Below are 21,797 nucleotides of genomic sequence, written 5' to 3' on the forward strand. Positions count from 1 at the left end.
TCGATCGACGAGTGTTCGATCAGCGAGGACGGACATGTCCAAGGACCCTTCAGACGACAGCATCGAGGCCGCGCTCGGCGACGCGGTCAGTGAACCCGCCCGCACCGGCTGGGCCACCGTCGACAAAACCGTCTTCGGCGTCTCCGCAGGCATCATCGTGGTGGTCTGCCTGCTTGGGGTGCTGTTCACGCAGACCGTGGGCGACGCCGCCGCATCCGCTCTGGGCTGGGTCACCGGCAACCTGGGCTGGCTGTTCATTCTCGGGGCGTCGGGCTTCGTCATCTTCGCGCTGGTGCTGGCCTTCGGCCGGTACGGCAGCATCCCGCTCTCACGGGAAGGGCAGGGCACCGAGTTCTCGACGCTCTCCTGGGTGTCGATGATGTTCAGCGCCGGCATGGGAATCGGCCTGATGTTCTACGGCGTCTTTGAACCGGTCACCCATTTGGCGTCGCCGCCGCCCTTCGTCGACGCGGCACCGAACAGCCCGGATGCCGCCAACGCGGCCATGGCGTACACATTTTTCCACTGGGGACTGCACCCCTGGGCCATTTACTCGGTGGTGGGCCTGGCCCTGGCGTACTCGACCTACCGGATGGGCCGCGGCAACCTGATGAGCGCACCGTTCCAGGCCATTTTCGGCAAGGACCGGATCGAGACCAAGGGCTGGGGCAAGCCGATCGACATCCTGGCGATTATCTGCACCAAGTTCGGGTCGGCGACCTCGCTCGGTCTCGGCGCCCTGCAGATCGCCGCTGGGATCTCGTTGCTGAGCACCGGCACGTTCTCCGACGACCCGGGCACCGCCTTGCCGATCATCATCATCTGCGTGCTGACCGTGGGTGTGGTGTTCTCCGCCGCGAGCGGCCTTGCGAAGGGGATCAAATGGCTCAGCAACACGAACATGGTGCTCTCCGCCGTGCTCCTGCTGTTCGTCTTCGTGGTCGGACCGACCGTGTTCATCCTGAATCTGCTGCCGTCGGCCATCGGTGCGTACCTGGCCGACCTTGTTCCCATGAGCTTCCACTCGGCGGTGTTCGGCGGCAGCGACTGGCTGGCCAGTTGGACGATCTTCTACTGGGCCTGGTGGATCTCCTGGACCCCGTTCGTGGGCACGTTCATCGCGAGGATCTCCCGCGGCCGCACCATTCGCGAGTTCGTTCTCGGGGTGCTCCTGGTGCCGACGGCGGTCAGTATCCTCTGGTTCGTGGTCTTCGGCGGGGCCGGGCTGCACTTGCAACTGAACGGTGTCGACATCGCCGGCACCGGCAGCGAGGCGGCGGGGTTCTTCGCGGCACTGCAGCAATACCCGTTCTTCATCGGCTCGGCCCTGGTGGTGATGGTGCTCACCGCGGTGTTCTTCGTCAGCGGGGCGGATGCCGGTGCCCTCGTGCTCGGGACGCTCTCGAGTCGCGGCCGCAAGGAGCCCTGGAAGCCCCTGGTGATCTTCTGGGCGGTGCTCACCGGCGCCGTCGCCGCGGTGCTGTTGTTCGTGGGCGGGCTGGGCGCTCTGCAGACCTTCACGATCCTGGCGGCGAGCCCGTTCGTGGTGATCATCGTGGGCCTGTGCGTATCGCTGTATGTCGACCTGCGCCGCGACCCGTTGCGCCAGCGCACCCTCGGGCCGGTGCGCACCTCGTCGGAGGTGCTCGGCTCGGTGCCGTTCACTCGGCCGGCCACCGACGGCGACGGCCCGCCACCGGATGCCTCGCCGCCACCACCCGTCGACAGGTCCGGCTAACCGAGGCGGGCCTGTCGCTTGGCCCGGGCTGCGGCGGACACCTGCGCGGTCACGACAATCACCAGCGCCAGGATGAACACCGCAGACGCGATCACGTTGGCCTCCGCCGGGATGCCCCGCGACGCCGAAATGTAGATGTACTTCGGGAAGGTGGTCACGGCCCCGGAGTTGAAATTGGTGATGATGAAGTCGTCGAAGCTCAGCGCGAACGACAGCAGCGCGGCGGCGAGGATTCCCGGCAGCAGCAGCGGGAAGGTGATCCGGGCGAACACCTGGCCTGGCGAGCCGTACAGGTCCCGGCCGGCCTCCTCGAGCGCCGGGTCCAAACCGGCGACGCGGGCCTTCACCGTCACGACCACGAAGCTGATGCAGAACATCGTGTGCGCCAGGATGATCGTGAGCATGTCCTTGGGCACGCCGAGCGAGAGAAACTGCGCGGCCAGCCCGGCACCGAGCACCACCTCGGGGGTCGCCATCGGCAGGAACAGCAACAGGCTGGTACTGGAGCGAAACCTGAATCTGTAGCGCACCAGGGCGATCGCAATCATGGTGCCGAGGGTCGTGGCGATCAGCGTGGCTGCCAGACCGATGATCAGGCTGTTGCCGAAGGCCTGGCACACGGCGCCGTTCTGCACCGCGCAGACGTTCAGCCATTTGTCGAGGGTGAAGCCGCGCCAGGTGATGTTGGACTTCAGCGAGTCGTTGAACGAAAAGATGAAGGTGTACACGATCGGCACCATCAGGAAGATCAGCGCGAGCGCCGTGTACAGCGGCAGCAGCCACTTGCCGAGCGAGAGACGACTCACAAGAGCTCCTCGGTTCCGCTTCTCTTCACGTAGACGCCCACGATCACGAGGATCACGGTCATCAGGATGATCGACAGCGATGCCGCCGCGGGATAGTTCAGCAGCACCAGGAAGTTGGCCTCGATCACGTTGCCGATCATCTGGGTGTCCGCCCCGCCGAGGAAGTCGCGACTGGCATTGATGTAGTCGCCGGCTGCGGGGATGAAGGTGAGCAGGGTACCCGCCACGATGCCGGGCATCGACAGCGGGATGGTGACGGTGCGGAAGGTGTGGAACCCGCTGGCGTACAGGTCGTTGCCGGCCTCGAGGTAGCGCAGGTCCAGCCGCTCCAGGGTGGTGTAGAGCGGCAGGGTCATGAACGGGATGAAGTTGTAGGTCAGGCCGAAGATCACCGAGAACGCGGTGCCGGTGAGATGGGCGTCCGGGGCCAGCAGCGAGACGGCCTTCAGCGAGGTGACGAGGAACGATTCGTCGGAGAGCAGCTGCTTCCAGGCCAGCGTGCGCAGCAGGAAGCTGATGAAGAACGGTGCGATCACGAGCACCAGCATCAGGCTCTGCAGCAGCGGCCAGCGCCGGGCGGTGACGCCGATGAAGTACGCCAGCGGGTAGCTGAACAGCAGCGCCAGGACCGTGGCGATGAGCGCATAGCCGAACGAGCGCAGGATGTGCGGCCAGTACTGGCCGATCACCTCGACGTAGTTCTCCCAGCGGAACGCGTAACTGTACATGCCGATGTCACCGAACTCGCTCGGCGCCTGCAGCGAGGTGAGGATCAGCGACACCAGCGGAGCCAGGAAGAACAACACCAGATAGAGGATGCCCGGCAGCAGCAGGAGCAGCGCCACCGGACTGCGGCGGCGCTGCGGCGCATCCGTTGGCGCGGCGGCGGTGCTGGCGAACGCGGCGAAGGCCATCTAGGCCTCCTCGAGCTCCGTGACGAGAGCGGCGCGACGCTGTGCGGCGATGCTCTTGGTGCTGGTGTCGGCGACGAACCTGGGGTCCGGTGCGACGGGGTCGTCGTCGAGGCCGAAGCCGTGCTCGACGTTCCAGGTCACCCATACCTCGTCCCCTTCGCCCTCGACCGGCCCGAAGGAACGGTTCTGTTCGAAGACGATCAGGACACCGACGCCGGGCACGCTCACGAGATATTGGGTGCTCACACCGGTGAAGGACACATCCGTCACCCGGCCCGGGCCCATCACATTGTGGCCGGAGTCGTGGACCGGTTTGTCCCGGTGCAGGGTGAGTTTCTCCGGGCGCACCCCGATGGTGACGTCGCCGGCGTGGCGGTGCGAGCGGGTCTTGGGCACCACGATGCTGCGACCGGCGATGTCCACGGCGATGGACGTGCTGGTCTCCCCCACCACGGGCCCGGTGAAGAGGTTGGACTGGCCGAGGAAGTTCGCCACGAACGCGGTCCGGGGGAGCTCGTAGAGCTGCTCCGGCGCGCCCAGCTGCTCGATCCGGCCCTTGTTCATCACCGCGATGGTGTCGGCCATGGTCATGGCCTCCTCCTGGTCGTGGGTGACATGCAGGAACGTGAGACCGACCTCCTCCTGGATGGTCTTGAGCTCAAGTTGCATCTGCCGGCGCAGCTTGAGGTCCAACGCACCGAGCGGCTCGTCGAGCAACAGCAGCGCGGGCCGATTCACGATCGCCCGGGCCAGCGCCACCCGCTGTTGCTGGCCGCCGGAGAGTTGCACGGGCTTGCGCGCGGCCAGGTGGTCCAGTTCGACCAGCCGGAGCGCCTCATGCGCCTTGCCGAGGGCATCCGTGATCTGGCGCCGTCGCAGCCCGAAGGCCACGTTTTCGAGCACCGTCATGTGCGGGAAGAGCGCGTAACTCTGGAAGACGGTGTTCACCGGCCGCTGGTAGGCCTTTTGGGCGGTGACGTCAGTTCCGCCGATCAGGATGCGGCCGCCGGTGGGGTCTTCCAGTCCGGCCACCAGGCGCAGGGTGGTGGTCTTGCCGCAGCCCGACGGGCCGAGCAGGGCGAAGAACGAGCCGGCGGGAATGACGAGGTCCAGGTGTTCGATGGCGGTGAAGCCGGGGAAGCGTTTCTGGATGCCGACCAGCTCGAGGTCGGCACCCCGGTCGGCGAACGCGCCGCTTGGCACGGTTCAGGCTCCCAGCAGGATGCTCTGGAACTGCGCGCCGTAGGTTTGTTCCTCGGCGCCGGTGAGGGTGCGGAACACCTTGGCCTTGGCGAGGGTGGCGTCATCGGGGAAGATCAGCGGGTTCTCGGCGAGCTCGGGGTCGATCTCCATGGCCGCCTCCCTGGCGCCGGCGACGGGGGTGATGTAGTTCACGTACGCGGCGACCTCGGCGGCGACGGCCGGGTCGTAGTAGTAGTTGATCAGGGCTTCGGCGTTGGCCTTGTGCGCTGAACCGATCGGCACCACGAAGTTGTCGTTCCAGATGGTGCCGCCCTTCTCCGGTACCACGAAGCCCCACTTGTCGCCGTTCTCGGCATTGAGTTGCACGATGTCGCCCGACCAGACGATGGCCGCGAGGCTGTCGCCGTTGACGAGATCTTCCTTGTAGGAGTTGCCCTTGATGTTGCGCACCTGGCCGTCACTGACCTGCTTCTTGAGCACGTCGATCGCGGCGGTGAACTCGTCGTCGCCCCAGTCGCCGGCGATGTCGACGCCCGCATCGAGCATGATCAGGCCCATGGTGTCGCGCATCTCGGAAAGCACGCCGACACGGCCCTTGAGCTCGGGAGTGTTCCACAACTCCTCGACCGAGCCGATGCCGCCGGGGAGCTTCTCCTTGTTCCAGCAGATGCCCGCGAAGCCGCCCTGCCACGGCACCGACAGCGCCCGGCCGGGGTCGAAGTCCACGTTCTTGAGGGTGGGCAGCAGGTTCGTCAGGTTGGGGATGTTCGCGTGGTCGAGTTCCTGCAGGTAGCCGAACCTGGCGAGCCGGCCGACCATCCAGTCGGTCAGGCAGACGGTGTCGGCGCCGATGTCCTTGCCGAGGGCGAGTTGGTCTTTGACCTTGCCGTAGTAGGTGTTGTTGTCGTCCACGGCCTCGGTGTAGTTCACCGTGATGCCGGTCTCGGCGGTGAAGGCAGCCAGGGTCGGGTAGTCCCCGGCGTCGTCCACGTCGATGTACAGCGCCCAGTTGTCCCAGCGCAGCGTCTTCTCGCTCTCGGACGCGTCGGCCGCCGCTGTCGGTTGCGCCGCACTGCCGGTCGAACACGCGGCGAGCGCCAGTGCCGCCGCTCCTGCCCCCGCGCCGGTGAGGAGCGCGCGCCGGCCCAGCTGGGCCTGCCTGGCCTGGCGGACGAGCTGCTGGATCATCGGGTCTGCGGGTATCGGCCTGGGCGACATGGACGGTCTCCTTGCATTCTTCAGCGGCGTCGAAAGGCGTCGGGAACGCCCCGGCCCGCTGCGTGACGAGTGGACCGATAGTGGCACAGTCGAAACCGAACGCGCCATAAAATGACCAAAACGTTAACATTCCTGCAATTTTCAACCGATTTCGTCGCTGTCGCTCGGTCGTTGCGTTCGGGATCGACGATCCAGCCACAGTAGGCTGCTCCCAGGCTGGCCCCCACCAGACTGTCCCCACCAGGCTCAGGAGCGTCATGCGAGTTGCAGTCCCCCGCGAGATCAAAAACAACGAGTTCAGGGTCGCGATCACCCCGGCCGGCGTCCACGACCTGGTGCTCCACGGGCACGAGGTGCTCGTCGAGACCGGTGCGGGCGTCGGCTCATCGATCACGGACGCGCAGTACCGCTCCGCCGGAGCCACGATCATGCCTGACGCCGCATCCACCTGGGCCGGGGCCGAGTTACTGCTCAAGGTGAAGGAGCCCGTGCCCAGCGAGTACGGCTACTTCAGGCCCGATCTCGTGCTCTTCACCTACCTGCACCTGGCCGCGGAAGCCGGCCTCACCCAGGCGCTCCTGACGGCCGGGGTCACCGGCATCGCCTACGAGACCGTGCAGCTGCCCAGCCGGGCACTGCCCCTGTTGGCGCCCATGAGCGAGGTCGCCGGCCGGCTGGCTCCGATCGTCGGCGCGAACGCCATGCTCAAGCCCAACGGCGGGCCCGGCCTGCTCGTGCCGGGTGTGCCGGGCACTCACCCGGCCAGGGTCACGATTCTCGGCGGCGGGGTCGCCGGAACCGCCGCCATGCAGGTGGCAATCGGCCTGGGCGCCGAGGTCACGGTTTTGGACACCAACCTCTTCCGTCTCCGCGAACTGGATGCCCTGTATTACGGGCGGGTGAAGACCATCGCGTCGAACGCGTTCGAGATCGACACGGCGCTCGTGCAGTCCGACCTGGTGATCGGGTCCGTGCTGATCCCGGGCGCCAAGGCGCCCAAACTGGTCAGCAACGAGCTGGTGTCGCGGATGAAGCCGGGCAGCGTTCTCGTGGACATCGCCGTCGACCAGGGCGGCTGCTTCACCGACACCCACGCCACCACACACACCGAGCCCACCTTCACCGTGCACGGGTCGCTGTTCTACTGCGTGGCCAACATGCCGGGGGCGGTGCCGAGCACGTCAACCTACGCCCTCACCAACGCCACCCTGCCCTACGTGCGGGCGATCGCGAACCTCGGCTGGCTCGAGGCTCTTCGCTTCGACGCCGCGCTGGCGCTGGGATTGAACACCCACGCCGGTGTTCTGACGAACGCGCCGGTCGCCGCCGCCAATACGTTGCCGTTCCGGCCCCTCGCCGAGGTGCTCGCCTAGGCGGCTGCCTGCCCCGACCTACGGCACCGTGACCCTGTGCACGGTGCCGTCAGGGCGCAGCAGCCAGCCCCGCGAACCGGCCGGAGCCAGCGGCGGCGGCAGGTCGCGCCGGCGGGTCAGCAGGCGGAAGTCGGCCAGGCTGGCGCCGTCGAAGACCAGCGGAGCCACGCCGCGCAACCCGGTCAGCAGCGACCAGTGCGCCTGCCAGGTGTCTGCGTCGCCCACCAGCACGGTGCCGGCGGCGACGTCGGAGACCACCAGGCGATCCTCCCGGGCTCCGACCGACGGGTGCGCGCCGAGCAGCACGACGTGCGGGAAGGCCGGCGAAGCGGCAGCCCGGATGGCTGCGGCGGTTCGTGCGGCGGACCCCGCGACAACGAGCAGCACACGGGTGGACGCGCTGGCGTCGTCCAGCGCGGACGGGACGACGGCCGGCTCGTAACCGTGCCCGGCGGGCTCGGCGAGCATCAGCTGGATGCGCGCACCCCGCCAGCGCCCGCCCCCTGGCGGCACGGTTTCGTCGTAGCTCGCTGCCGGTTCTCCCACAGCCTGGTGCTCGTACACGCTGGGCAGTCGCAGCACCAGGCGGCTCTGGCACAGGGCGGGCAGGGCCTGCAGCGCCCCGGTGAGCCGTTGCCCGGTGACCACCAAGTGCAGCCCGCCCTGGCCGCCGTCACGAAGGAGTCCGGTGAGCAGGTCAACGGCTGCCGCACGGTGTTCTTCGCCCCACCGGGCGAGCACGGCGTCGATGTCATCGAAGAGCAGCAGCCGGCTTTCCGGCCCGGCGTCGTGTCGCCGGCCACCCGCCGGTGCAAGGCCGGCCGGGCCGTCCAGTGCGGCCCTCGCCCGCACCAGGGCGTCCCAAGTGCCCTCGACATCGGCCGGGATGAGGTCGATCCGATGCGGGGCCTGGGCGGCGATCGCGGCCAGCAGTGTCGACTTACCCGTTCCCGCACCTCCCACCACCAGCAGGTGCCCGTCGGCCCGTGGGTCGTACCCGGCCACGGCGTAGCGCTGCTGCTCCGGCTCATCGATCAGTCCCAGCACGAACGGCGGCGGCGGACCCTCGGCGGCGAGCGCGGCGACCTGGGCCGGCGTGACCAGCCGAGGGAGCGGGTCCAGCCAGGGCCGCCGCGGCGGGTCTGCGGAAGCAGGTGCGCCGTTCAGGACCGCCTGGATGTCGGCGTGGGTCGTCGTGGCCACCTGGCAGGTTTGCGCGGGCGCCGACCCGCTGCGCACCACGCATCGGCCAGGCCGGCCGGCGTCGATCCGGGCGGCGGCATCCGACCCGATCACGGCCAGGCTGTCGGCGGCGTTGTTCACCCGTAGCGAGAGCCGCAGACTGCAATTGGCCAGCAGGGCGTCACGCGCCACGCCGGCGGGTCGCTGCGTGCACAGCACCAGGTGCACGCCCAACGACCGGCCCCGGGCGGCGATGTCCACGAACTGGGCGTGCAGCGTGGGAAAGGCGTCCAGCATGGTGGCGAATTCGTCGATCACGATGATCAGGCGCGACAGACGCCCGGCGCTGCGCGGGTCGGTGATGTCACGGCCGCCGGCGTCACGGAGCACCCGTTCCCGGTGCCGCAGCTCAGCGGCGAGGCTGCCCAGGGCCCTGAGCGCCTTGCGGTCGTCGAGATCGGTGATCAGCCCCACGCAGTGCGGCAGCTCCCGCACGAAGTCGAATGCCGCCCCGCCCTTGAAGTCGACGAGCAGGAAGGTGACCTGGCTCGGCGGATACCGGGCGGCCAGCGCTGCCACCCAGGTCACCAGGAGTTCGCTCTTGCCGCTGCCCGTCGTGCCGCCCACGAGGGCGTGCGGCCCATCGGCCACGAGGTCCACACTCAGGGGTCCCCGCTCCCCCACCCCGATGACGCAGGCGAGGCCGGCCGGCGTATCGAGGGGGTGGTCGGCTCCCCCATCGGGGTCAGTGGCCCACTGAGAACATAACGGTGCGAAGGCGACGGTCTCCGGCAGCGCGTCCCCCGAGTCGACCACGCCGGCCGCCTCGGCCGCACGGCGGAGCATCGCACCGAATCCGGCGGTCTGCTGTTCAGCCACCAGGTGCGGCACGAAGTGCAGCGCGGCCGGACTCCCTCCCAGCCGCACGAGTTCAGCGTCGCTCGCCCCGTCCACCCGCACGATGGTCGCGCACCCTGGCGGGAGAGCGGCGCCGGTTTCGGCGAGCGCGATCCGGAAATCGGTGTCGGATCCCCCGGACGGACCGGACTGACCGGGCCGGGCCGGGCCGGCTGGCGTGCCCCCGGTGATCGTGAGCCACCGGGCCGGGGACACCGCCGACCGGTGCGGGAGGCCGGCCGCCCAGGCCCAGTCGTCGCCGGCCGGAATCCGGATGCCCAGGGCGCGGGGGCTGAGCTGGCCGACCAGTTGCACCACCAGGCTGCGGGCCAGCGACCTGACGACCAGGCCGGGTCCGACCAGCCCGATGCTGCCGGCCGGGTCCACGATGATGGGGGCGCCGGTCAGGATCGCCGCCCTGGCCCGCAACTCGCGCTGCTCGGCGTTGGCGCCGCCCTCCAGGCGCAGGCCACTGGGGACCGGTCCGGCCCCGAGCACCAGAGCGGCCGTCGCCGGATCGGCCCAGCGGGTCGGGTCGTGGGCGTCGCCGAGCATCCGGTGCGCCGCGGGTGCGGCACGCCAGGCATCGCGCCGCAGCCGGGCGAGGCTCTGGTCGACGGTATCCTCCGCCTCGGCCATCCGGGTCGCGTAGCCGGCGGCGTCCCTGCGGCGTTGCCGAGATCCGGACCGGCGCCCGTCGACGAGCCCCGCGACGGCGATGATGGGGCTGAGGACCGCGAAGACGAGCACCAGCGCCGATCCGGTGATCGCCCAGATCAGTCCGGCGGCAATCAGGGGTGCCACGCAGGCGATGAGCGGAAAGCCGGGGCGTCCGGGTGGCACGGGCGGGGTCGGCAGCCGGATCGGGTCGATGGTTGGCGGCTCGGGGGCGACGGTCATGTCTCCAGCACACCCGAACGGCCGGCCGGGACGACCGATGCGGCGGTCCCGGTGCAGAACGCGGGAACCGACCGGGGTGTGGAGGAGGGGCGAGGCCTTAGAGCACCATGAAGAACTGGTCGCCGATCTCGACCCTGGCACCCCGGCCCACCAGATACCGCCGGCCCGGCTCGCAGCGCAGCGCCGGCGCCGGCGCCCGCCGCACGACGGTGCCGTTGCCGGAGAACCTGTCGTTGACCCAGAACTCGCCGTCGTGCTGGCCGAATTCGAGGTGGCTCTTGGACACCGACATGCCCAGGTCGGTGATTTGGATCAGGTGGTCGAACTGTTCCGACGGCTGGGGCAGCGGGCGGCGGCCGATGAGACCGCTGCCGCGCACCGAAACGGTTTCGCCGGTGCTGAACTGCAGGGTGTACCGTGCGGGCTCCGACTTCTCGGCCGGTGCCGCCGCGTGAGCGCCGGCGGGGCGAACGGTCGGGGGCCCGCCATCGGCCGGCTGGTCATCGGCAGGGCCGTCACCCGCCGGCCACCACGGCACCGAGATCACCGTGGTGCGGGGTGCGAGCGGCTGGATAATGGTGGTGTCGCTGGGGCGCGGGTCGGCGCGCTTGCGGGTGATGGGGGTCGCCGAGGTCGAGCTGCCGCAGCCGCCGCAGAACATTGCGCCTTCTGGCAGGTGCGCCCCGCAAATTTGGCAGTTCACTGACCCGGTCCCTTCGTGCTCTCGCGAGCTCCCCACAGCCTGCGCCTGCGCCGGCCATCCCGCCCGGCAGTTCTCTTAGCGTAGCGACCGAATGACCGCACCGAGATGACCGCGCGCAGGCGGTCCCGACTGTTGAGTCCGGCCCGCAGGCCGTTCTGCAGCTCCCGCACCGACACCCAGATGCCGTCAGGGTCGATCTGCGCCGCCCCGTCGGGAGCGAAGACGGCCCGGTCCACCTCCCGGGCCAGCCAGAGAGCGCGCACTCCGCCGACGGATCGGGCCAGCTCGGTGCGGGTCGCCAGGGGCGGCACGAACAGGCCGTGATCGGTCACGCTGTCGGCGAATTCCCGCCAGCCACCCACGATGCGGTCGATCGGCCGGTGGGCCAGACGGCGCTGTCGGCGACGCCGCCACTTGGCGACAACGATGCCGAGCAACGGTGCAGCGAGAAGGCCGATCCCGAGCAGGGACCAGGCCGCTATGCTCACGATCAGCCTGACCACAGCCCAGAACGGGTCGGCAGCGGCGGGCGGGTCGGTGGTCTGGCTTTCCGGCTGGCTGGGCTCGGGTTGTTCGGCGGTCTCCGGCACCGGCGGGGGCAGCACGGTCTGCGGGCGGGAGATCGGAGCGGGGTCGTCGGGTTGGCGGGCCGGGATCTCCCGGACGGGCGGGTTGGGATCCAGCGCCACCCAGCCGTCGGCCTGGGTCTGCACCTCGATCCACGCCGAGGCGTCGGCGCCGGTCACCGGGGCGGTAGCTCCCTCCGCGGCGGGTACAAAGCCCACCACCACCCGCGCCGGAAAGCCGATCTGCCGGGCCATCAGAGCCGCCGTGACCGCGTATTGTTCGCCATCGCCGAGCATCGGCTGGTCCTGCAGCAGCTCGTCGATGCGGTCAACACCGTGCCCGGACCGGCTGACGGGTTCCCCGGCGGTGCCGTGGCTGACGTATCCGGTCGTGGCCAGGAAGTCGAGCACGGCCTGCAGGCTCTGGCCCGGTGTGTCGCCCGGCCGCAGGACACCGGCCAGGGTCTCTTCGAGGCCGTCGGGCAGCACCGCGGCGGGCGGTAGGACCGCGGAGCCGGGCCGGGCATCTGCCAGGTCACCGACGAGAGTGGGCACGACGGCGGTGCTGGTGTAGCTGTCGCCCTCCTCCAGGCCGGTGACCACGGCGGCGGTGCCACCGAGGTCGTTGTACACGAACGACTCCTGGCGGGCGGCCGCGGTGGCGCCGGTGAACTCGATCTGTTCCAACGCTCCGACGCCGGGCACCCAGACGCCGTCGTACTCCCGGATCGACACCGACAGGGAGACCTCGTCGCCGCGCACGGCACTCTGGTCGAGACGGTAGGGCAGCCTGGTGAAGGTGCCGGAGTCCGGCCCCGCCGCATCCGCGGTGCCCACCGAATACACCACCCCGTCGTAGTCGTCGAGGGTCGCCAGCCGGATGCGCCCGCCGGCCGGGAGCCCCTCGACCTCGAAGAGCACGGTGTCGGCGAGGTCCGGCTGCTGGTAGTTGCGGAACGCGGACAGCGGACTCGGGTAGGCGCGGGCGTCGAAAGGCGCCACCACCCGGGTGCGCAGCACGTCCCTGGCCGCGGTGGGCGGCAGGGCGACGGCGGCGACGGTGCCGGCCAGGACCGCCACCGTCAGCCCGAGAGCCGCGACGACCACGGACCGGGCCGCGCCCATCCGCCGGTCGGCCGCCGGCAGCCGCGCCGCGGTCGCCGACACCAGCAGGCGACCCCGGCGGCGTTCCAGGTTCAGCCAGAGCAGCCAGAGCACCAGCACGGCGAACAGCGTGAGGCCCAGCAGGGTGGGCGCCGTGGCCTGGCTGGGGCCGAGTGCGATGCCGGCCACGAACAGCAGCACCGGCGCCAGCAGGGCCGGTTCCGCGGCCCGGCTGCGGAGGGCCACCGAGAGCCCGGTGACGCTGCTGAGTAGCACCAGGATCAGCGCGGGCACCAGCAGAGCCTGGTACGACCCGACCGGCAGCACGATGGTCACGAGTTGCTTCCAGCCGAGCGCCGTGGCCGGCACCAGCTCGGCGAGGCCGGCCAGGCTCGGCAGCACCCCGTAGAGGGCTCGGCCGGGCACGGCCAGCGGAACCCCGACGAGGAGATAGCCGCCGATGGTCGCGAGGCCGACCACCCAGGCCGGCCAGCGGAACGCGGTGCCGACGAGGGCGATGCCGCAGCCGAGCACCGCGGCGACGGCGACGAGCAGCACGAAGGCGCCGGTCTGGTAAATCGGCCACAGGGCGGCGGCGGCCACACCGGTGGCCGCCAACAGGGCCACGGTGTTGCCGATGATGAAGCGCACGCTCATGCGGCGGCCCCCCGGGCCAGGCTGTGCTGCAGGTCGTCGAGGAAGCCGATGGTGAGCAGGCTCAGTCCGCCGGCCCGGCGGAGGCCCGGGCGGGCCCCTGGCTCGCAGACGACGGCGACCACCTCGACTCCGAGCGGGAATCCCGCCGCGGAGGCACGCAGTGCGGCCAACGGCGTCGCAGATCCGCAGAGCAGGAACGCCACCGACAGCCCGTCGACCACGGCGGCGGCCCGCCTGGACAGTGCGCGGACGCCGTCGGCGTCTGGCGCCAGGTCGACGCCGCTCAGGTCGTCGAGCAGCCGGGTGGGGGTGAGCGTGCTGAGCTGGCGCGAGCTGGCCAGCACCGACACCGTGCGTGCATCACGGATCGCCCGGATGCCCAGCGAGCCGGCCGCGCTGACGGCGAGCTCGAATTCCTCGTCGTCGGCGAAGTCGCCCGTGGCCAGGCTCAGGGCCACGAGCAGGTGGCTGCGGCGGGTCTGCTCGTATTGGCGCACCATGAGCCGGCCGGTCTTGGCGGTGCTCTTCCAGTGGATGCTGCGCCGTTCGTCGCCGCTCTGATACTCGCGCAGCGCGTGGAACGCCACGTCACTGGCGGTGAGGTCGCGGGTGGGTTGACCCTCGAGGTCGCGCACGAAGCCCTGGCTCATGCTGGGGATGGCGATGGTGCGCGGGTGCACGTAGAGGTCGATCCGCTGGGCGAGCACCGTCTCCAGCCGCACCAACCCCACCGGATCGGCCCGCATTGTGTGCACGGGCCCGATCGGGATGATGCCCCGGCGTTCGGCGGGAACCACGAACACCTCGTTGATGCCGGCTCGGGCGGCCAGGGACGGCATCGGGAATTCGGCCAGCCCGGCGCCCACCGGTACCTGAACCGTCACGGCGGCCAGACGTCGGCCGGTCGGGTTGTGCACGTCGACCTGTCCGGGCACCCGCTCCCCCGCGACGACCCTCTCGACGGGCAGGGTCAACGTGATGTGGTGGCCGCTCTGGCCGAGCAGGTGCGCGAGCGCGCCGACCACCAGGACGGCGGCCGCCCAGCCGATCGCGGTGAGTTCGGCCCAGCCCAGGCCGTAGCCGGCGCCGAGAAGTGCCGCCGCGCATCCGGCGACGCCCCAGCCGAGCGGTGTGACGGCCTGGAGCAGCCGGGTTCGTCTAGAGGACATCCGGCCTCTGGTCCTCCCCGCTGCGCGGCGGCGGCGTCTCGACCAGGATCCGGCCGATCACGCTCGACGCGCTGACCCCGTCGAATTCGGCCTCCGCGTCCAGCAGCAGCCGGTGCGCGAGCACGGGTTCGGCGAGCGCCTTCACATCGTCGGGGGTCACGTAGTGGCGGCCCTGGGAGGCCGCGTAGGTCTTGGCGGTGCGGATGAGCGCGAGGGCACCCCGCACGCTGGCGCCCAGGCGGACCTCCGGGCTGGTGCGGGTGGCGTCGACGAGTCGGGCGACGTAGTCGTTGATGGTCGCGTCGACGAACACGGTGCGGGCCAGCGCCGCCACTTCGACGACGGACTCGGCCGAGAGCACCGGCGCCAGGCGGCCGTCGTGGGCGCGCCGGCCGGCGCCTTCCAGAATGCGCACGGTGGCCGCGTGGTCGGGGTAGCCGATCGAGGTCTTCATCAGGAACCTGTCCAGCTGGGCCTCCGGAAGCCTGTAGGTGCCGGCCTGCTCGATGGGGTTCTGGGTCGCGATCACCATGAACGGGCCCGCCACCCTGTGGGTGACACCGTCAACGGTGACCTGGCCCTCCTCCATCACCTCGAGCAGTGCGGCCTGGGTCTTGGGGCTGGCCCGGTTGATCTCGTCGGCCAGCACGATGTTGGCGAACACCGGTCCGCGGTGGAATTCGAAGGTGGCCGTTCGCTGGTCGAAGATGCTCACGCCGGTGATGTCGCCCGGCAGCAGGTCGGGAGTGAACTGCACCCGGTTGCTGGTGCCGCGCACGCTCTGCGCGATGGCACGGGCCAGTGAGGTCTTCCCGGTGCCGGGAACGTCCTCCAGGAGCAGGTGGCCCTCACTGAACAGGGCGGTGAACGCCAGCCTGATGACGTGCTGCTTGCCCAGCACGACCTCCTCGACGCCGCGCACCAGCCTGTCGAACAGGGTCGCGAACTGACCGGCTTCCTCGATGCTCATCAGGTCGGCGTCGCGGCGGGCGCCCGGCTGGCCTGGGCTCACACGATCGGGGGTCAGGGTCATGGGGTGATCGCTTTCTTCGGGATCGGGCGGGAGTAGTCGAAGGTGTGGCCGTCCACTGTCACGGTGAGCAGCACTGTGCCGGATTCGGGCAGCGGGCCGGGCAGGGTGCAGGTGGTGGCGCTGTCGGCCGGAGTCGACGCCGATCCGGCGACCGCGCACGCGAAGGTCGCCGCGAGGGTGCCGTTCTGCGGCGCGCCGGTCCAGGAGAACCGGCCGGACGGGCCGTCGTAGGCCAGTCCGGTCACGGTGAAGGTGACGGATGCCTCCGGCGCGGTGGTGGTGCCCGACCACGGCCCGCAGGAGCCCCACACCGTGCAGGCCTGCAGCTGGAAGGCCACCGCGGAGCCGAACGGCAGGCCGAGCAGGTCGCGCGGCCAGGTGCTGCCGCCGAAGCGCTGTACCGAGCCGGAGCCATCCGCGGCTCGGATGTTGTAGTGGTCGACACCGGCTGACGGGGTCACCCCGGTGAGGTGGTAGTCCCAGGCGTCACCCTGCTGCTCCATCGCACCCTGCACCTGGCTGATCGCGCCGGGAGCGGGCCGCACCAGGACCGTGGCAACGGCGGTCGCCGCGCAACCGGCCCGGTTGTACCCCCAGACCACGAATGAGTAACTGCCATCGTCGGCGAGCAGGCCGTCGAACACGGCGCTGCGCCCGCCGGCCGGCACACTCTTCTGGTCGAGCACCACCCCGCCGGCGCGGGGTGCCGTGACGGTGCCGGGCGCGGGGCTCGACACCGAGCAGGCCTGCGCGCCGGTGGGCTGCCCGCCGCCGCTGATCCGCTGCACGAAGTAGCCCGCGACGGCGTCGCCGCGATCGGCGAAACCGTCCCAGGTCACGGTGACGGCGCCGCTGACATCGGTCGCCGTCGCGGTGATCCCGCCGGCGACCGCCGCACCGTACGGCGTTCCGGTGGCGGCGGTGGTGTTCCAGCTCGACAGGGCGGGGTAGGCGTCGTTGCGGGCACTGACGGTGTAGCCAATGCTGGTCCCGTTGGCCAGGCCGTCTACGCGCAGGGTGCAGCGGGCGGCCGCGCAGCGGGCTCCGGTGGCGCTCACCTCGGGTTGGGCGACCCCGGCGACACTGACCTGGTAGCCGCGGATGGCGGTGCCGCCGCCCGTCGCCGCCACGACGTCCCAGCCGAGCAGCAGGGCACCGTCTTCGGGCACGGCGGTGAGCCCGGTGGGTGCGGCCGGGATCACGTCTGACCAGACCGTGGCGGCGAGGGTGACTGCCGTCGCTGTGCCGACGCCGTTCTGCGCGGCGACGCTGACGCGCACGGCGTTGGCCTGCCCGTTGCCGGGTGTGGCGAGGGTGCAGGAAGTGGCCGCGCACACTGTGCTGCCGAGGGTGCGGCCGGAGGCGGCGTCGAGGGTGGTCACCTGGTAGCCGGAGATGGGCGAGTTGTTGGCGGCGCCGGGGTTGAAGACCACGGTGACGCGCCCGTCGGCGAAGCCCGTGGCCCGCAGCCCGGTGACGGCGTCGGGAACGTCCTGCACCGATACCCGCACGGTGCCCCAGGTGTACCGGTCGGGGTCGTTGGTGGCGTCAGCGACCTGGTACTGCAGGGTGCTGTCAGTGGGCTGCGCGTCGGCGGACACCCGCACGGTGAGCCTGCTGTTGTCGGCGCTGGGGGTGATCGTCACCCCGGCGGGCAGTGCGGCCGCATCCAGCCCGCGTACCGCGAGCACGCGCAGTGGGACCGCGGGGAACGGGTTGGTGGCGCCGTCGTTGGCGAGCACATCGATGACGGTGCTGCGCCCGCGGGGCGCGATGGCCGCATCCGTGGCCGGCAGCGCGAGGGGTCTGGTGGAGGCCACGACCTTCAGTTCGACGCGCCCGGCCTTTCCGGTGCTGAGGTCGTCGCGCACCCCGATCGTGACCGCGCTGGTGCTGCCCTTCGGGGTGCCGTCCAGAGCGGTCACGGTGAGCAGGCTGCCGTTCAGCGTCTGCTCGAAGCCGGTCGGCACCGGGTCGAGCACAGTGTAGGCGAGTTCGTCGCGGTCCTCCGGGTAGGGGTAGGAGGTGAGCTTGGCCAGGTCGATGACTTTCTTCTGGCCGGGTTCGAAGTCGATTCCCGCCCCGTCGAATGCGGGCGGCTGGTTCTCCCGCGGTGTCACGGTGATCGGCAGCACTATCGTGGCAGTGCGTCCGGCGGGGTCGGTCGCGCTGGCGCCGTCGGTCACCTCGAAGGAGATGGAGGCGGGCCCGAAATACTGGTCCGCGCTGGTGAACGCGAGGGTATGGGCACCCGTTGCGAGTTCGGCGCCGTTGGCGTGCGTGGCACGCACGGTGTTGCGGTCGGTCAGTTGCACGGGCTTGTCGCCGACGGCGACGACGTAGTCGTTGATGTCGATGTCGATGGTGGCCTCGCTGGCCACGACGAGTTTGGCGGCCCCGGCCCGCAGCTGCGGGAGGGCGTCGTCGGTTCCCGGTACCCAGACGAACGCGTAGGCGATGATCTCGGGGTCTTGGGGGTGGCTGACGCTGAACGGGATGATCTGGCTGGTCTTGGCGACGGACACGCGGATCCGGGCGGTGTCGGTGACCGTCGCCGCGCCGTCGTAGCCGGGCAGGACGGCCAGCAACAGGTCCCTGGCCGACCCTTCCGCGAAGAACACCCTGGCGAGCACGTCGACGTCAACGGTGTCGCGGCCCAGCACATCGGAGAGCCTCAACCGGGTGTCGGCGGCCTCGGGGAGGGCCCGGGGGGCGTCCGGGGTCACGACGACGGTGAGGAAGGCGGAGCCGGTGCCGCCGCGCTCGTTCTGGATCTGATAGACGAAGCCGTACCGGCCGCTGACGTTCGGGGCGCGCACCACGACGAGGTCACCGTCGACGACGGCGGTGCCTGCGGCCCCGCTCGCGGCACCATCCGTCGCCTCGACCGCGGTGATGCTCAGTGCGCCGCCGTCGGGGTCGGAGTCGTTGCCGAGCACCCGCACCGACACCCGGGATCCGGGCCGCACGGTCACCTCATCCGGCACGGCGACCGGGTTGCGGGCCCCGTCCGGGCGCGGGCTGATGCCCACCCGCACGGTGCCGGTGGCACGGGCGCCGAGGGCGTCGATGACGGCGTAGCTGAAGGTGTCTGTGCCCGCTGAGTAGTCGCCGGCCCGGTAGCTGAGCGAGTCGGCGTCGACGGCGGTGACGGTGCCCTTCTCGGGGTTGGTCTCCTGGCCGAGCAGCTGCACGGAGTCACCGTCGGGGTCGATCCCGGTGCGCGGGATCTGGATGCGCACGGTGTCACCCGCCAGCACCCGGGCGGTGACGGTGGGCGGCAGCGGCGGGTTGTTGGTGGCGGCGTCGGTCTCCCGCACCGAGATGCGCACCTCGGCGTTGGCGAACTGCCCGTCAGGGGCGCTCACCCTGTACACGGCGGTGAAGTTGCCGGTGCTGGCCGGGGCGAGGTAGCGCAACACCCGGCCGGAGGCGAAGAGCAGCCCGGCGCCGGCGGGCAGCGGGGTCGAGAGCACGGGGTCGAGAGTAAGCGGGTCGCCGTCGGGGTGTTCGTCGTTGACGAGCACGGGGATGTCGATGGTGTCGCCGACCCGGACCGACACCGAGTCTGCCGCCGCGACGGGCGGCTGTCTGGTGGTCGCCGCGGGGATCTCGATCACCGTGACGGTGCCGGTGGCCGAGGCAAGGCCGTTGCTCACCGTGTAGTCGAAGCTGGTCGTGCCCGACTCGAGCGGGCGGGTCAGGGTGACCCTCAGAAGGTGCTGGTCGAGGATCTCGACGGTCAGTCCGCTGCCGGCAGGCACGTTGGAGCTTCCGGTGACCAGCAGCACTCCCCCGGCCGGATCGATGTCGGTTGCGAGCACGTCGATGACGGTGGGCTGCTGCGGGCGCAGGAAGGCGGTATGCGGCACCGTGATGGGCCGGCCGGGGCTGTCAGGGGCGGGGTCGACGTCGACCCGGATCAGCCCGGTCACGGTGGTCGCGCCGTCGGTCACCGCGTAGTCCAGGTAGTGCACGCCGACGGTGTCGGTGGCGAACCTGAAGGTTCCGCCGGCGAAGTCCGCCGTGATGCTGACACCGGGCTTGTCTGGCACAGCGCCCAGGCGGAGCGGACCATTGCCGCCGCGGGCGTGCTCCAGCGGAGCGACGGTGACCTCGCTGCCCGCCGTGGTGCGCACGGCGAACGCGTCGGCGACGATGGGCACGGTCCCGGCCGCACGCACCGTCACGTCCAGGGTCCCCGCGCCGGTGAGGCTGCCGTCCGAGACGGCGAGGCCGACCTGGGCGGCGTCGCCGCCGTCGCCGGCATCCGTGAACAGCACGGCGCCGGCCGGCGCCGAGGTCGCGGTGTCCGGGGCCGCGGCGGTGGCCGCGGTGAGGTAGAACGGGTCACCGTCCGGGTCGATCCAGTCGCCGAGCACCTGGGTCTCGACGCTGCCGCCGGCCGCGACGGTGGCCCGGGTCTGGCGGGCCTGTGCGGGGGCGGAGTTTTCGTCCGGGCTGCGGACCGTGACCGTGACGGTGGCGTCGGCGGTGCCGCCGCGTCCGTCACTGACCGTGTAGTCGAAGCTGAGGCTGCCGGACGCCTCAGGGGTGAGGGTGAGCTGCAGCTGCTGGTTGCCGGCGACCAGGTCGATGCGGCCCTGATCCGCCGGCGGCGGTTCCACACCGTCGACGACCAGCACATCGTCGTTGGGGTCGTAGTCGTTCAGGAGCACCGGCAGGGTGACCGTGCGGCCGGGGCGGGCGCCGAACGCGTCGTCGATCGCGACCGGCGGCAGCTGGGTGTCCTCGTAGTCCGGCGGGGTGTCGTCGGTGGCGCTGGTCACCTCCTGCTGGTCGGAGACCGGGTCGATGAGGTCGTCCCAGTTGTCGATGAGTTCGTTGTCCCGCTGCACGTTCCAGGTGGCGCCGTTGCGGGCGTCGTTGAGCAGCAGCCGGGTGCCGTTCTGCCGGTATTCCAGGCGCGCGTCGCCGGCGAGGCCGGCGAGGGTTGCCGTGGTTCCAGCCGGCGAGCCGATGCCGCAGGCCTGCCAGGCGGTGCCGTCCGTCCACGCCGCGTAGGCACATCGACCGTCCTGGGCGGGCGCGGCCGGGCTGCCGGCGACAGACTGGTCGGCCAGGAGTTCGGTGGCAGCCCCACGGTCGAGTGGCACGCTGAGCAGACCGCTGCGGTGCGCGATCAGAACCCTGTCGCCGGCCGTCGCCGGCTCCTGCAGTCGGGGCAGGTCAGTGAGGCTGCCGCTGAGGTCGACGGCGCGTTGGGGTAGGTGCAGGATGCCGGTAGTCGTGTTCAGCAGCGCCCAGCTGCCGTTCACCTGGCTGAGCTGGTAGACGTCTGAGGGGTCCCCGGCCGATACCGTCCTCGTCTCGGCGACGGCATCCGGGTGGTCGGGGTCGATCCGCACGAGGGTCTGCGTGGCCGGGGTGAACGCGAACAGGACGCCGACCGCGTCGAGGCTGAACAGGGTCCCGGTGCCCAGCGCGAGGGCGGGATCTGTGGTGCTGTCGAAAGTCGCCAGGTCGGCGCTGTTCGCCCGCCAGAGGTCGCCGTCGGCCGAGATCGCGGCGAGGTCGCCCGCCAGACGCACCTCGGGGGCATCCGGCGGCAGCGCCACACTGTCGGTGACCGTCGCGGTGGCCGGGTCGAGGATGTCCAGGGTGCCGTTGCCGGCGTCGACCACGAGCACTGTCCCGCCGTGCTGCACCACGGAGGTGCGGTCGGATTCGACGGGAACCACGGTGTTCAGTTCGGCGATCTCGGTGTTGACTCTGCCCACCAGCTGCCGGGTTTCGCTGGCCACCCACACGGCTGCGTCACCCAGGTCGACTTTCTGCGCGGTGTAGCCGCCGGAGACCACCGCGACGGTGACCACCAGGGCGGTGACCAGGGTTCCGCCGGTGATCGAGGCGGCGAGGGAGCGGTGCGTGGCCAGCCAGCGGCGGATCATTGCGCTCCCGTGGCCGGGTCGACGCACTTCTCGGTGCTGGCGGCGCCGGTGCGTCCGTCGCGGTTCACGCTCACGGTGACGCAGACCGGCGTCCGGGCACCGCTCGGCGCGGTGTCGGTCTGGACCGTGAACTGGGTGCCGCGCTGGATGCTGCTCTCGCCGCTCCGCAGGCTGACCACGTAGCTGTCACTGTCGCGCAGGCCCGGGTCGGCCCAGCTGAACACAATGGTGCCATCGCCCGCGCGGCCGGTGACATCGCTGACCCGCGGCAGCGCGGAGTCCCCCGGGCTCGCGGGAGCGCCGGAGAGCACCGGGCCGAGCAGCAGGGCGCCGGCGACGACGCCGAGCCCGACCACCAGCAGGCCGCCGGCGACGACGGCCGCGAGAGTGCGCCGCCGCTGGGCGGGGCGCGGACGGTCGGC

12 protein-coding genes and 1 pseudogene are annotated in these 21,797 nt (G+C 70.8%); 2 read left to right on the plus strand and 11 right to left on the minus strand.

The annotated features are described in order from the left end of the window. Window positions 1-34: 34 nt before the first annotated feature. Complete coding sequence (locus E3O57_RS07850) at window positions 35-1,738, plus strand: BCCT family transporter (protein ID WP_103479707.1); 1,704 nt, start codon at window positions 35-37, stop codon at window positions 1,736-1,738. On the opposite strand, the gene E3O57_RS07855 is transcribed toward E3O57_RS07850, so the two are convergent. Genes E3O57_RS07855 through E3O57_RS07870 form a run of 4 tightly spaced genes read right to left on the minus strand, consistent with a single transcriptional unit; the run spans window position 1,735 to window position 5,879 of the window. Beyond that, the gene (locus tag E3O57_RS07855) at window positions 1,735-2,544 is read right to left on the minus strand and encodes an ABC transporter permease (protein ID WP_240632393.1); all 810 of its coding nucleotides are present in this window, start codon (window positions 2,542-2,544) and stop codon (window positions 1,735-1,737) included. The genes E3O57_RS07850 and E3O57_RS07855 overlap by 4 nt on opposite strands. After that, window positions 2,541-3,458 carry an ABC transporter permease gene (locus E3O57_RS07860; protein WP_088455477.1) on the minus strand — a complete coding sequence of 306 codons (918 nt, stop codon included), beginning with the start codon at window positions 3,456-3,458 and terminating at the stop codon, window positions 2,541-2,543. The genes E3O57_RS07855 and E3O57_RS07860 overlap by 4 nt, the downstream gene beginning before the upstream one ends. Further along, window positions 3,459-4,661 carry an ABC transporter ATP-binding protein gene (locus tag E3O57_RS07865; RefSeq protein WP_088455476.1) on the minus strand — a complete coding sequence of 401 codons (1,203 nt, stop codon included), beginning with the start codon at window positions 4,659-4,661 and terminating at the stop codon, window positions 3,459-3,461. Between the two features lie 3 nt (window positions 4,662-4,664). After that, window positions 4,665-5,879 carry a spermidine/putrescine ABC transporter substrate-binding protein gene (locus E3O57_RS07870; protein ID WP_103479706.1) on the minus strand — a complete coding sequence of 405 codons (1,215 nt, stop codon included), beginning with the start codon at window positions 5,877-5,879 and terminating at the stop codon, window positions 4,665-4,667. A gap of 257 nt (window positions 5,880-6,136) precedes the next feature. Here E3O57_RS07870 and ald point away from each other — a divergent pair, with 257 nt between their 5' ends. Next, window positions 6,137-7,252, plus strand: a complete 1,116-nt coding sequence (gene ald, locus E3O57_RS07875; RefSeq protein WP_103459615.1) for an alanine dehydrogenase — start codon at window positions 6,137-6,139, stop codon at window positions 7,250-7,252. Window positions 7,253-7,270: 18 nt separating this feature from the next. Here ald and E3O57_RS07880 read toward each other — a convergent pair whose 3' ends face one another. The 7 genes and pseudogenes from E3O57_RS07880 to E3O57_RS18670 form a co-directional block, all read right to left on the minus strand. Further along, the gene (locus tag E3O57_RS07880; RefSeq protein WP_103479705.1) at window positions 7,271-10,231 is read right to left on the minus strand and encodes an FtsK/SpoIIIE domain-containing protein; all 2,961 of its coding nucleotides are present in this window, start codon (window positions 10,229-10,231) and stop codon (window positions 7,271-7,273) included. 97 nt (window positions 10,232-10,328) lie between these two features. Then, the gene (locus E3O57_RS07885; protein WP_241990348.1) at window positions 10,329-10,892 is read right to left on the minus strand and encodes an FHA domain-containing protein; all 564 of its coding nucleotides are present in this window, start codon (window positions 10,890-10,892) and stop codon (window positions 10,329-10,331) included. Window positions 10,893-10,930: 38 nt separating this feature from the next. Then, window positions 10,931-13,261, minus strand: coding sequence for a transglutaminase domain-containing protein (locus tag E3O57_RS07890; protein ID WP_103479704.1), 2,331 nt, complete (start codon window positions 13,259-13,261; stop codon window positions 10,931-10,933). After that, window positions 13,258-14,430, minus strand: coding sequence for a DUF58 domain-containing protein (locus tag E3O57_RS07895; RefSeq protein ID WP_103479703.1), 1,173 nt, complete (start codon window positions 14,428-14,430; stop codon window positions 13,258-13,260). Before E3O57_RS07895 ends, E3O57_RS07890 begins: the two co-directional genes overlap by 4 nt. Further along, window positions 14,420-15,400: a MoxR family ATPase gene (locus E3O57_RS07900; protein WP_103459661.1), complete on the minus strand. Its 981-nt coding sequence runs from the start codon at window positions 15,398-15,400 to the stop codon at window positions 14,420-14,422. Before E3O57_RS07900 ends, E3O57_RS07895 begins: the two co-directional genes overlap by 11 nt. Window positions 15,401-15,459: 59 nt before the next feature. Beyond that, the gene (locus E3O57_RS07905; protein ID WP_103479702.1) at window positions 15,460-21,375 is read right to left on the minus strand and encodes an Ig-like domain-containing protein; all 5,916 of its coding nucleotides are present in this window, start codon (window positions 21,373-21,375) and stop codon (window positions 15,460-15,462) included. After that, a pseudogene (locus tag E3O57_RS18670) lies at window positions 21,372-21,797 on the minus strand (hypothetical protein); the annotation flags it as partial. The pseudogene E3O57_RS18670 and the gene E3O57_RS07905, both read right to left, overlap by 4 nt.

Origin of the sequence: Cryobacterium sp. TMN-39-2, assembly GCF_004402745.1 — a bacterium.
Taxonomy (GTDB): Bacteria; Actinomycetota; Actinomycetes; order Actinomycetales; family Microbacteriaceae; genus Cryobacterium; species Cryobacterium zongtaii.

Bases quoted from the DNA above. Each gene is read 5' to 3' on its own strand.
- E3O57_RS07900 (WP_103459661.1), bottom strand. From the start codon at position 15,400: ATGAGCATCGAGGAAGCCGGTCAGTTCGCGACCCTGTTCGACAGGCTG.
- E3O57_RS07905 (WP_103479702.1), bottom strand. From the start codon at position 21,375: ATGATCCGCCGCTGGCTGGCCACGCACCGCTCCCTCGCCGCCTCGATC.
- E3O57_RS07870 (WP_103479706.1), bottom strand. From the start codon at position 5,879: ATGTCGCCCAGGCCGATACCCGCAGACCCGATGATCCAGCAGCTCGTC.
- E3O57_RS07895 (WP_103479703.1), bottom strand. From the start codon at position 14,430: ATGTCCTCTAGACGAACCCGGCTGCTCCAGGCCGTCACACCGCTCGGC.
- E3O57_RS07850 (WP_103479707.1), top strand. From the start codon at position 35: ATGTCCAAGGACCCTTCAGACGACAGCATCGAGGCCGCGCTCGGCGAC.
- ald (WP_103459615.1), top strand. From the start codon at position 6,137: ATGCGAGTTGCAGTCCCCCGCGAGATCAAAAACAACGAGTTCAGGGTC.
- E3O57_RS07880 (WP_103479705.1), bottom strand. From the start codon at position 10,231: ATGACCGTCGCCCCCGAGCCGCCAACCATCGACCCGATCCGGCTGCCG.
- E3O57_RS07860 (WP_088455477.1), bottom strand. From the start codon at position 3,458: ATGGCCTTCGCCGCGTTCGCCAGCACCGCCGCCGCGCCAACGGATGCG.
- E3O57_RS07885 (WP_241990348.1), bottom strand. From the start codon at position 10,892: ATGTTCTGCGGCGGCTGCGGCAGCTCGACCTCGGCGACCCCCATCACC.
- E3O57_RS07890 (WP_103479704.1), bottom strand. From the start codon at position 13,261: ATGAGCGTGCGCTTCATCATCGGCAACACCGTGGCCCTGTTGGCGGCC.